The 11,294-nt window shown below is 64.5% G+C and carries 5 protein-coding genes; all 5 read right to left on the minus strand.

Going from position 1 to position 11,294, the window contains the following annotated elements; translation table 11 throughout:
• Positions 1 to 4: 4 nt before the first annotated feature.
• Positions 5 to 1,276 (minus strand): diguanylate cyclase domain-containing protein, encoded by a 1,272-nt coding sequence (locus ACF8FG_RS13460; protein WP_135199301.1) that lies wholly within the window; start codon positions 1,274 to 1,276, stop codon positions 5 to 7.
• The gene (locus tag ACF8FG_RS13465) at positions 1,273 to 1,839 is read right to left on the minus strand and encodes a YfiR family protein (protein ID WP_076402264.1); all 567 of its coding nucleotides are present in this window, start codon (positions 1,837 to 1,839) and stop codon (positions 1,273 to 1,275) included. Before ACF8FG_RS13465 ends, ACF8FG_RS13460 begins: the two co-directional genes overlap by 4 nt.
• Positions 1,840 to 1,939: 100 nt before the next feature.
• Positions 1,940 to 4,015, minus strand: a complete 2,076-nt coding sequence (gene recD / locus ACF8FG_RS13470; RefSeq protein ID WP_019438860.1) for an exodeoxyribonuclease V subunit alpha — start codon at positions 4,013 to 4,015, stop codon at positions 1,940 to 1,942.
• The gene (gene recB, locus ACF8FG_RS13475) at positions 4,012 to 7,686 is read right to left on the minus strand and encodes an exodeoxyribonuclease V subunit beta (RefSeq protein ID WP_318081794.1); all 3,675 of its coding nucleotides are present in this window, start codon (positions 7,684 to 7,686) and stop codon (positions 4,012 to 4,014) included. Before recB ends, recD begins: the two co-directional genes overlap by 4 nt.
• On the minus strand, positions 7,683 to 11,165 hold the full coding sequence (recC, locus tag ACF8FG_RS13480; protein WP_392518856.1) for an exodeoxyribonuclease V subunit gamma: 3,483 nt from the start codon (positions 11,163 to 11,165) through the stop codon (positions 7,683 to 7,685). Before recC ends, recB begins: the two co-directional genes overlap by 4 nt.
• Positions 11,166 to 11,294 lie beyond the last annotated feature (129 nt).

Consider the following 11,294-nt stretch of genomic DNA (forward strand, 5'->3'; position numbering starts at 1 on the left):
GGGTTCAACTCCTGTTCCTGATTTCGTTGGCGGACCGTTCCATCTGCGCCACTTGCCAATGGCCACGGCGTTTGCGCTTGGCCTGGTACATTGCCGCATCGGCGGCATTCAGAAGACTGGCGGGGTCAGCGCCGTCATCCGGGTAATAGGCAATTCCGACACTTAGCGAGGTGGAGACACTGCGGCCACTGTCCAGTTGCACCGGCAGCTTCATGCTGGCAACGATCTTCTCGGCAATGTGTTCGGCGTCCTTGCGCGTATGCAAAGGCGTCAGCAGCACAGCAAACTCGTCGCCCCCCAGGCGCGCCACCAGGTCTTGCTCGCGCAGCTGGGCGCGCACACGTTCGGCCACGCTGATCAACACCTCGTCACCCACGGCGTGGCCGAGGGTGTCGTTGATCTGCTTGAAGTGGTCGCTGTCGAGGAACAGCAGTGCCAGGTGGTCCTGCTGACGCGCCGCATTCAGCACGCTGCGGCTTAGGCGCCCTTCAAAGAAGGCGCGGTTGGGCAAGCCGGTCAGGCTGTCGTGGCTGGCCTGATGGGCCAGGGTCTGGTTTTCGCTCTGCAGGTGACTATGCCACACCTCCAGTTCATCCAGCAGGGCATTGAAGTCGTTACCCAGCTCGTTCAGCTCGGCAATCGGCGCTTCTGGCACGCGCCGGTCGAAGCTGCGCTCGCGGCGGGCGGCATGGGCGACACTGGCCAGGCCACGCAGCGGGCGGGTGATATCGTTGAGCAGGCGCCGCGACAGATACTGGGCAGCCAAGGCGCTGAGGACCGTGCAGAACAGGATACCGGCCAAGCCACTGAGCAGGAACAGCAACAGGCTCCTGCCCTGGCCTGCCAGCTCGATGTGCCCGACCTGCTGTTGTTGGTGCACGATCGGCAACATGACCGGCTCATCCAGCAAGGCGCTGGCAACCTGCACCTCCAGCTGCGCGAGCATGCCCGTATTGTCGCGTTGCCAGTGCGCCAGTTGCTCGCCCTCGTTGTTGAAGACCTTGGCCTCGGCCACTTCTTCGGTACTGGCAATCAGCGCCAGCGATTCATTGGCGGCGGCGCTGTCATCGAACACCACCGCTGCCTCTACCGTGTAGTTGATCGAGCGGGCGATCAACTGCAGGTTATGGTTGGCATAGACACGCAGGGCGAGCACGCCCAGCAGGGTGAGGGAGATACCCGCCAGGCCAACGGCAAGCAGGGCGACGCTGAGGTGGCCACGGCCTAGCACCGATCGCAGGGTCGGGCGCACGGTACGCTTGCGGGTCGGCTTCATGGCTGCTCCGCCCGGCGCCGCGACAATTGCAGCACGCTGGGGTGAATGCGCACGCCAGAGCGTGCCACCGAGTCGAGATTGACTTCAAAGGCCACCTGCTGGTCGCTGACCCGCAGGCAGAACAGGCTGCCGACCGTGCAGGGGTCATCCGCCTCGCTGATGCTCAGCACCGGGTGGCCGCCGATACGCTGGAACAGCCGATCGCGCTGGCCCTGGTCAAGCTTGCCAATGTAGAGGGCATCGCAGGCCTGGGCGACTTGGGTGTCCTCTGCCAGCAGGCGCCGCACCTGCAGCGGTCTGCCAGACGCCTGGACATGGCCCTTGATGAGATCGTCGGCGTACTCGGTCGGGCCGACCAGGCACAGGCGTAAAGGATAAGGATCGACGGGCCAGCGGGCGTAACTGAAGATACCCAATACTACCTGGGTGACCGCCTTGGCGCGTTGCTGTACCTGGGCGGAGGTTGTGCCGGGGTCTGCCTGGGCAGCGCCTGCAGAAAGGAACAGGACGGCCAGCAATAGCGAAAGCGCACAGCTTGTCACTCGCCTTGCGGCCACGTTCATGTGGGAAATCCCTTTAAGCCCCTTCCGATATCGGCGCAACGATAGCACATGGCCGCTTTATTGTATGAGCCTGCAGCCACGTGTAATGGGTCTCATGGCCCTAGACCTGCTCGAGCATCAACCCGGAAATACGCCGTACTTTGCGCGCCACCGCTTCTTCGAAAATGCCTTGCCGTGGCTCGACCAGGCTGAAGCAGTGCTTGGCCCGAGTGATGCCGGTGTACACCAGTTCCTTGGTCAGCACCGGGTTGAGCGCCTCCGGCAGCACCAGGGCTGTGTGGCTGAACTCCGAGCCTTGCGACTTGTGCACGGTCATGGCGAACACCGTTTCCACTTCGTTGAGCCGGCTCGGCAGAACGAATCGCACACCACCACTGCCGTCGTTGCGCGGGAACGCCACACGCAGCAGCGGCTGGCCATGCTCATCCGGCAGGCGCAGGGCAATACCGATGTCACCGTTCATCAGGCCAAGGCCGTAGTCGTTGCGGGTCACCAACACCGGGCGCCCTTCGTACCAGGGCTGATGACTGTCGATCAGACCGGCATTGTGCAGCACCCGCGCCACCCGCTCGTTGAGGCCTTCGACACCCCAGGCGCCCCGGCGCACCGCGCACAGCAACTGGAAATCCTCGAAACTGCGCAACACCTTGCCCGCCCATTGCTCCCAGGCGGGGTCGTCAAAGGCGGTATCAAGTGCCGGCCGGTAACGGCCAAGGGTGCGCAGGTAGCTGCGGTAGCCTTGCGGTCCATCGGTACCGCGGTTCAGGCCGTCGAGTAACAGGCGGTCGAACGCACGATCCTGTTCGTGCTTGAGCGACAGGCTGTGCACGTCGGCAGGCGGCGCGGCCAGCAGGTTGCGCGCCGCGTGAGCGTCCTGACGATTGACCAGTCTGGCCAGCTGGCCAATTCCGCTGCCTTCACCGAAACGCCGTGAAAAACGCAGCATCACCACCTGCTGGGCCAGCGGGTGACGCTGCTCATCGCCGGCCTTGAGGCCACTGCCGGCCAGCGACTCGCCACTGACCTGCTGAAGCCACGCTGCAGTCGCCGGCGAGTAAAAGCCCTCCTCAGCATCCCGGCACAGGTCACCCAGCACCGCGCCGGCCTCGACCGAGGCCAACTGGTCCTTGTCGCCCAGCAGCACCAGACGCGCCCGCGGCGGCAAGGCATCGAGCAGGTTGGCCATCATTTCCAGGTCGATCATCGACGCTTCGTCGACCACCAGCACGTCCAACGGTAACGGGTTGCCAGCATGATGGCGGAAATGCCGCGAGCCCGGGCGGCTGCCGAGCAGGCGATGCACGGTGCTGACTTCAGTGGGGATTTGCCCGCGTACTTCGGCGCTGACTTGCAGGCGCTCGACTTGCTGGCCAATGGATTCGGTCAGGCGCGCAGCGGCCTTGCCGGTCGGCGCAGCCAGGCGGATGCGCAGTGGCCTGCCCTGCTCCACTGCCGGCGCCTGCAGCAACGCCAGCAGGCGCACCACGGTGGTCGTCTTGCCGGTGCCGGGTCCGCCAGTGATGATGCTGAAACCGGCCCGGGTGGCCAAGGCGCAGGCGAGCTTCTGCCAGTCCACCTGGCCAGCTGGCGCACCGCCCTCGAACAGTTGCGCCAGGCGCTCTGGCAGGTCCGCAGGCGGTGCTTCGGCCTGACTCAGGCGCTGGCGCAGGGCCTGGTCGATGCGCCGCTCGTAACTCCAGTAACGGCGCAGGTAAAGGCGCTCGCCACTGCGTACCAGTGGCCGCGCTTGCTGGCCAGGCGTATCACCTGCGGCCACCAGCGGGCTGGCGCTGATGCGCTGAAGCCAGGCATTCAAGTCAAGGTTGGCCAGCAGTTGCGATGGCAGTAGCAAAGGGCCGATAAGGGCGTCACCTTCCGGCGGCAACGAGAGGGCGAAATCCGGCTCGGCCAAGGTTTGTTGCAGGTCGAGGCAGACATGTCCGTGCCCCAGTTGGTGGCTGGCCAGCGCCGCTGCCAGCAATAGTAAGGGATCACTGCCGGGGGCACGCTCCTCCAGGAACGACACGAACGCGCGGTCCAGGGCACGTAGCCAGCCCCGCTCAACCCAGCGGTCGAGTAATTGCAGCAGATCAGCGCTGTTGTGCTGTGGTGCCAGCGCCAGCAGGTGCTCTGCGTGCAACGGGGTGGGCAACAGGTCGACAAGGCTTCGGCTCATGGCGCAACTCCGGCAAACAGGTCCTGCTGTACCGGCGCGTGCTCGCCACGGAACAGTGCATCGAGGCTTTCGATCAGCTCACGCGGTGGCTTGGCGTGGTACACGCCGTGGCCGCTGCTGCTGGCACCGCGCAGGAAGATGAACAGGGCGCCGCCAACATGGCGGTCATAATCGTAGTCCGCCAGCCGCGCGCGCAACTGCCGGTGCAGGGCCAGCAGGTACAGCACATACTGCAGGTCGTAGCGGTGCTCAAGAATCGCCTTTTCCATGGCCATGGCATCGTAGGCCTGGATGTCCGCACCCAGCCAGTTGGACTTGTAGTCGGTCACGTAGTAACGCCCGTCCAGCTCGAACGCCAGGTCGATGAACCCTTTGAATATGCCGTTGAGCACTGTCGGCTGCGCTGCTGGGCGCGCCAGACCGGGGTGGGTGTGGCGGGCCACCAGGCGATCGAGTTGTTCTGCGTCGACCCGGTGGCTAGCGAACCAGAATTCCATTTCGATCTGGTAATGACGCAGCTGGCCCAGCGTTACGCTCTGGTCGCTGCCCGGCAGCGGCAACGCCTCGCCCAGCAAACGCTGCATCCAGTGGCTCAGGGTGGGGATCCAGCCGGCCCAGTCACGGCGGTTGCAGCGCTGGCCAACGGTGAGCTCGATCAGTTGAGGGTTAGCGCTGACCTCGCTGAAGCCCTCACGACCTGCCCACTCCAGCAAACCATGGAGGAAGGTGCCGGGGTTAGGCCCCCGTGGGAAGCGATGGATATCGCCGCTGTCGGCCGGGACCTCGCGCAACACCTGGGCATCGGGCACCTCGTCATCCAGCAGTTGCTGGGCCTGCGAGCTGTCGGCGCCGAGTGTCTGGTCGCCGACACGAAGGGCACTGTACGAAGCGATCCACCAGTGCTCGGCAGCCGCATGGCGTGGCCTGCGTGCTGGCAACAGCTCACGTTCGGCGTGTGGCATGCGATACATCTGCTCATCCGCCTGCGGCAGGCCTGGGCAACTGATGTGCGGGCAACTTGCCGCCAGAGCCTGCAACCAGTCCGTCAGCTGCGCCGAACCAGCCAAGGCAAGGCCGCCCCCCAGCAGGTAGCCAAACGCCGAGCGGTGCAGCTGCGAGCTCTTCAAATTACCGCGCTTGAGGTCGGCAACACCCAGCCAGCAAGCATGCTGGGCGCGGGTCAGGGCCACGTAGAGCAGGCGCAGGTCTTCGGCCAGGCGCTCGTCGTCAGCTCGCTCTATCTGCTCCTGATCGGGTGTGAGGGTGAGGTGGGCATTACCTTCGCTGTCATGCCAGGCCAGCGGCAGACGGCTACCATCCACCGGTTTGCTGGTGCAGATGAATGGCAGGTAGACCAAGGGATATTCCAGGCCCTTGGACTTGTGGATGGTCACCACCTTGACCAACTGTTCGTCGCTCTCCAGGCGCAGGATCTGCTCTTCACCGGCCTGACCGGAACTGGCGAGGTGCTCGGCCAGGTGGCGGATAAGCGCCTGTTCGCCGTCCAGCTCGCCGGCGGCCTGCTGCAGCAGCTCGGCCAGGTGCAGCAGGTTGGTCAGCACCCGCTCGCCATCACTGCGGCGGATCAGCGTGCGCGGTAGCTGGAAGTCATGCAGCAAGTGGCGCAACATCGGCAACACCCCCTGGCGCTGCCAGGTGTCGCGGTACAGGCGAAAACGCATCACCCAGCTTTCCCAGACCCGCTCGTCCTGGTTAAGCCGGTCCAGCGCAGCCAGCGACAGGCCCAGTGTAAGGCTGGCCAAAGCAGCCTTGAGCAGGCGCTCTGAGTCAGGCTCGGCGCAGGCCTTCAGCCAGGCCAGCAGGTCGTGGGCTTCCTGGGCGGCAAACACCGAGTCCTTGTCAGACAGGTAGACGCTGCGCACCCCGCGTGCGGCCAGTTCGGCGCGGACCATCTGCGCCTCATGACCATCGCGCACCAGGATGGCGATGTCCGAGGGCAAGCAAGCGCGCAATTCGCCTTCGGCATTCTGGAAACCCGCCGTGCCCTGCTGGCCGCCATTGAGCAAGGCCACAATATGGCTGGCGCAACTGGCGGCCAGTTGCTGGCGGTAAACGCTGCTGGAGACTGGCTCTTCACTTTCCAGCTGCCAGCATTGCAGGGCTGCACTGACTTCACCGTCAATCAGCAGCTGTTCGCCACGCCCCTTGGCGCGCACCTCGATGAATGGCAGCGGGTTGTCATCGGCCTCGCGGAACAGGAATGCACCCCGCCCCGCTTCACGCGCCTCGGCCTGCAGGAACACCTGGTTGACCGCCGCCACCATGGCTTTGCTGGAGCGGTAGTTGGTGTCCAGGCTGTGCAGGCGGCCGCTGGTAGCGCGTCGCGCGGCAAGGTAGGTGTAGATGTCGGCACCCCGGAAGGCGTAGATCGCCTGCTTGGGGTCGCCGATCATGAACAGGCCGGTTTCTGCGCGGTTTTCGCTGATCTGGTAGATGCGCTCGAAAATGCCGTACTGAACCGGGTCGGTGTCCTGGAATTCGTCGATCAGCGCTACCGGGAACTGCTCACGGATCAGGCTGGCCAGGCGCTCGCCGGCCTCGCTGGCGAGCGCGTGCTGCAAGCGCACGAGCATGTCGTCGAAGCCCATTTCTGCACGCCGGCGCTTCTCCACTTCGAAACGCGCCGATACCCAACTGGCGGCGTGCTCGAGCAGCGGAGCATCCGGGCTGTCCAGTGCCTGCAGTTGCTGCTGCAAGTGCTGCATGGCGTTGAGGGCTGGGTGCTCGGGAGGCTCTCCCTTCCAGGCCTCGGCCATGCCCGTCGGGGTCAGCCGCGTAAAGCCAGTGCCCAAGTCGAGCTCTACCAGTTGCTCATCGCTGGCCCAAGCGCAGAGCTTGTCGAACCAGGGCTCGAAGTAACGGGCTTGCATCTTGCGGCCGTCGACCTGTTTGGCGGCCAGCGCATCGCGGCAGATTTGCCGCAGTTCCTCGGCCCACTGTGCCCATGGCGCCTTGATCCGGGCCAACTGTGCGCCACGTTGCTGCAGCGATGCCTGGATCAACGCAGCGGGCTCTGGCCCATTCTGCTGGGCGCGCACACGGCCGAACAGTGGGCGAATGCGTGGCAGCAAAGCGTCGGGGCTCCCCCAGTTGCCGCGCACCCAGGCCAGTGCGTCACCTTGCATCCCATAGCAGAAGCGCCGCCAGTAATCGCGCATGACCTGGCCCAACAACTCGCTGTGGTCGGTTTCCAGGGTCTGGGTGAACAGGCTGCCGCTGTCGAAGGCATGCTCGCGCAGCATGCGCTGGCACCAGCCATGGATGGTCGATACCGCAGCCTCGTCCATCCACTGCACGGCGATTTCCAACCGGCCGGCGCAACGCGGCCAAGTCTCTTGTGGGTAATCGTCACGCAGTTGGTGCAACAGCGGATCGGCGCCTTCCAGCTCGCCACGGAAGAACCGTGCGGCTTCAGCCAGGCGGGCGCGGATACGCTCGCGCAGCTCTTTGGTGGCGGCGTCGGTGAAGGTCACCACGAGGATCTGCGGTGGCAGCAGCTCGCGCTCGAAGCCCTGTTCGCCACCGTGACCGAGGATCAGGCGCAGGTACAGCGCCGAAATGGTGAAGGTCTTGCCCGTGCCGGCGCTGGCCTCGATCAGCTGGCTACCGTGCAGGGGGAAACTCAGTGCCAGAGGACGGTCCTGGGTCATGCGCCTTTCTCCGGGTTGCCCAAGGTCTGCCAAGGGGCGGTGAACAACGGGCGATACAAGGTTTCGCACCAGCCTTCAAACGTTTCGTCAGCAGTGAGTGCTGCAAAGTCCCGGAACTGGCGGGCCAAGGCAATGCTTTCACTCCGCTCGCCAAAGCTGGTGCGTTCGTCGCCTTCGTAGGCGCGAGCTGCTGCGGCCATGGCTTTAACGGCATCGTCCTGGGCCAACCAGGCGAACGCGGTCTTGGCCGCGACTGGCAACGGCGCATTCATTGCCGCCTGACGGGCCACCAACAGGTCGCCCAGCAGTTGCGCGGCCAGCGCTTGCGGCAGCGGTGCAAGCAACAGGGTCAGGTCACTGGCTACCAATGCACTGTTATAGGGGTAGCCCGCTGCACAGGCCGCCAAATGCGTAACCCAGGGCGCGATAAGGCGGTGCCACTTGAGGTTGTTGCGCCCGGCACTGATGGTGTTGGGTACTGTGGTGATGCTGAGAAGGCTCTGATCTTCCGCCTGGAACACCCGCCCCAGCCAGCCCTCCAGACGGTGCTGACCGTGCTCGAAATGCACCGGCAAAGCGCCCTCGACCAGCTGTGGCCAGCGTTGCAGCAATTGCTGGTGACGTTGCAGCAGGTCCGGCAGCGGTTCGATCAACTCGTTTTGCAGCAGTTCGCCGAAACCTGCTAGCGGCAGCAAACCGCAGGCCTGCAGCCGTCGGGCCTGGGCGCGCAAGGCCTGTTCGGCGTTGTCCGGTTCGGCCAAGGCGGCGCCAAGCAGGCTTTCACTGGCGCCGTAGCGTTGCAGGGTATCGAGGACGAAGGGCTCTTCGTCCGGGGTCGGCGCTTCCAGCGCCTCAAAGTACACCTTCAAACGCTGGCTGAAGAAGTGCCGTACCGGATGGCGCAAGAAGTCATTCAGCTGGTGCAGACTCAGGGCTTCAGCGTCCTGATAAGGCGGCAAGCCCAGCTCGCTCTGCTCGTCTGCCTCACCCTGCTGGTGCAGCACCTGCCATTCATGGGCATAGCTGAACAGTGGGCTGCCCTTCTGGAAGTACCGAGGGCTGAACGGCTGCAGCGGGTGCTCCTGGGTCAGTGCGTGCAACAGTTGCTCGCCCGGTTTCGCGGGCTGGCCCTGCTGCGCGTCGGCCAAATGCCAACCCGCAGCGATGTGATCGCGCAACTGGCCGATCAGCACCGAGGCCGGGCGTTCGCTATTGTCGCGGATACTGCGCCCGACCCAGCTGACATACAGTTGATCACGTGCTGACAGTAGCGCTTCAAGCAACAGGTAACGGTCGTCTTCGCGGCGTGAGCGGTCGCCGGGGCGATAGTCGCTGGCCATCAGGTCGAAGTCTAGCGGTGGCTGCGCACGCGGGTAGTCGCCATCGTTCATGCCCAGCAGGCAGACCACCCTGAACGGGATCGCGCGCATGGGCATGAGTGTGCAGAAGTTGACCGAGCCGGCGAGGAAACGTTGCGACAGCTTGCCCTGATCGAGGCCCGACAGCCAGGCTTCACGCACCACGGTAAGCGGTAGGGGGTCGTGCAGGCCGACGGTCTCGCACACCTCAAGCCAGCTATCACGCAGATCCTGCAACTGCATCAACAGGAATTCATCACCCTCGTCCTCGGCGAGGAAGAACACGTGCAGCAAGGCATGTAGTCGCTCGCCCCACTGGCTGACGGTGGCAGGCTCGGACAGGGCCTGGCAGGCGACTTCGAGCGCATCGAGCAACGCGACCAGCGGGCCGATCAGTGCCGCGTCCAGGCCACCGATTTCATCGTAGGGTTCAATGCCATCACAGGCCTCACCCACCCCCACGGCATAACCCAACAGCATGCGGCGCAGGCCGAAACGCCAACTGTTCTGTTCAAGCCCGGCGGGCAAGCCCAGGCTCGCCCGCTGCTCGGCGTCAAGGCCCCAACGGATGCCAGCGCCCTCGATCCAGCGGTGCAGCGTGGGCAGGTCGTTTTCGCGGATGCCGAAGCGGGCGCGGACTGCCGGCACGTCCAGCAGGTCGAGCACTTCGCTGACCGCGAAGCGGCTGTCAGGCAGTTTGAGCAGGTGCTCAAGCGCAATCAGCAAAGGCTCGCGACCACGCTGGCCTTGGTCTGTCAGGGTGAACGGGATGTAGCGCGGGTCGTTGCGCTGCAACTGGCCGAAGACGGCGCGGATATGCGGCGCATAAGTGTCGATGTCCGGCAGCATGACGATCACGTCGCGCGGGCGCAAAGTCGGGTCGGCGCTGAAGCGGGCCAACAGCTGGTCGTGGAGGATCTCCACTTCACGTTGCGGGCTGTGCGCGATATGGAAGCGGATCGAGCGGTCTTTTGTGGTGTCGACTGGCGGCCACCGTTCGCGGCTCTCGGCGAGCGGGCGCAATTCCAGGATGTCGTCCTGCAGTTCGTTGAGCAGCGTGGTGGGCGAACCGTCGCTGAACAGGTCGATGCGGCCGTCGCTGAACACGCCCTGATAGCTGCCTGGGTCATCATCGCTGTCGAGCAGGTTGATGTAGTCGCGGCCTTGTTTACCCCAGGCTGCCAGCAACGGGTGGGCATGCTGGTGCAGCGTCTGGTCGTCCAGTTGCAGGGGCATGCCTTGCTTGCGTTGCTGGCGTTTGTACTGGTGGCGCAGCAGGTCCTTGTCGGCGACGATATCGGCCCAGTGGTGGCGGCATGGGTTGTGTACGCACAGCAATACCTGACTGAAACGCGACAGGCCTGCCAGCGCTTCCAGGGCCTGGGCCGGCAGCGAAGAGATACCGAACACGATCACCCTCGGTGGCAGCCCTGCAGGCGCCTGCTCCAGGCTGTTGATGCGCTCGATGAAACGTTGGTGTACCCCGGCGCGGCTTTGCGCCATGCCTTGCTCGCCAACATCCTCCAGCAATGCTCGCCACAACTCGGCTTGCCAGCGGTTGCCTGGCGGCAAAACTTTGCGCTCGCCGCGGGCCGTGTTGATGGCGTGCTCACCAGTGGCCCAGTCCTTGAGCCAATCGGCACGGTAGACCTGGTACTGGTCGAACAGGTCGGCCAGGCGCTCGGCGAGCTGGTAGCGCTTGCGCAAGTCACTGTCGTCGGTGAGGAAGCGCCGCAGTGGCTCGAAATGCGGGCGCTCGATGAGCGCTGGCAACAGGCGCATCAGCCGCCAGGTCAGTGGTGCCTTGTCGAGCAGAGACACTTCGGGAATTTCGCTACGGCCAAGCACGCTGCGGTAGAGCTGCCACATAAAGCTACCGGGAAGTTGTACATCGATTGCAGCGGCGATGCCGCAGCCGCCTTGGTCATCTTCCAGCGGATCTTCAGCCAGGGCCAGCTTGAGCCATTGGGCGATGCCATTGCTTTGCACCAGGGCAATTTCGTTTTCCAGAGGCGCCAGCGGGTAGCGACGCATCCAGCTCACTACCAGGCTACGCAGGTCGTCGAGGCGGTTGCCGTGGACGATCATGAAGCCAGGATGGAGATGGGCGGTGTTGAGCATCGGAAGGTCTCTGGAGGCGCTGATGGCTGAGAGGGGAACGATATCACGCGTACATGAAACGGCCGAACGCCATCAGGCCGCAGGAGCGGGCGTGCCCGCTCCCGCAGTGATTCGAACAGGTCGAGTTTT

It is taken from the genome of Pseudomonas sp. YQ_6 (genome assembly GCF_043103245.1).
GTDB lineage: Bacteria > Pseudomonadota > Gammaproteobacteria > Pseudomonadales > Pseudomonadaceae > Aquipseudomonas > Aquipseudomonas alloputida.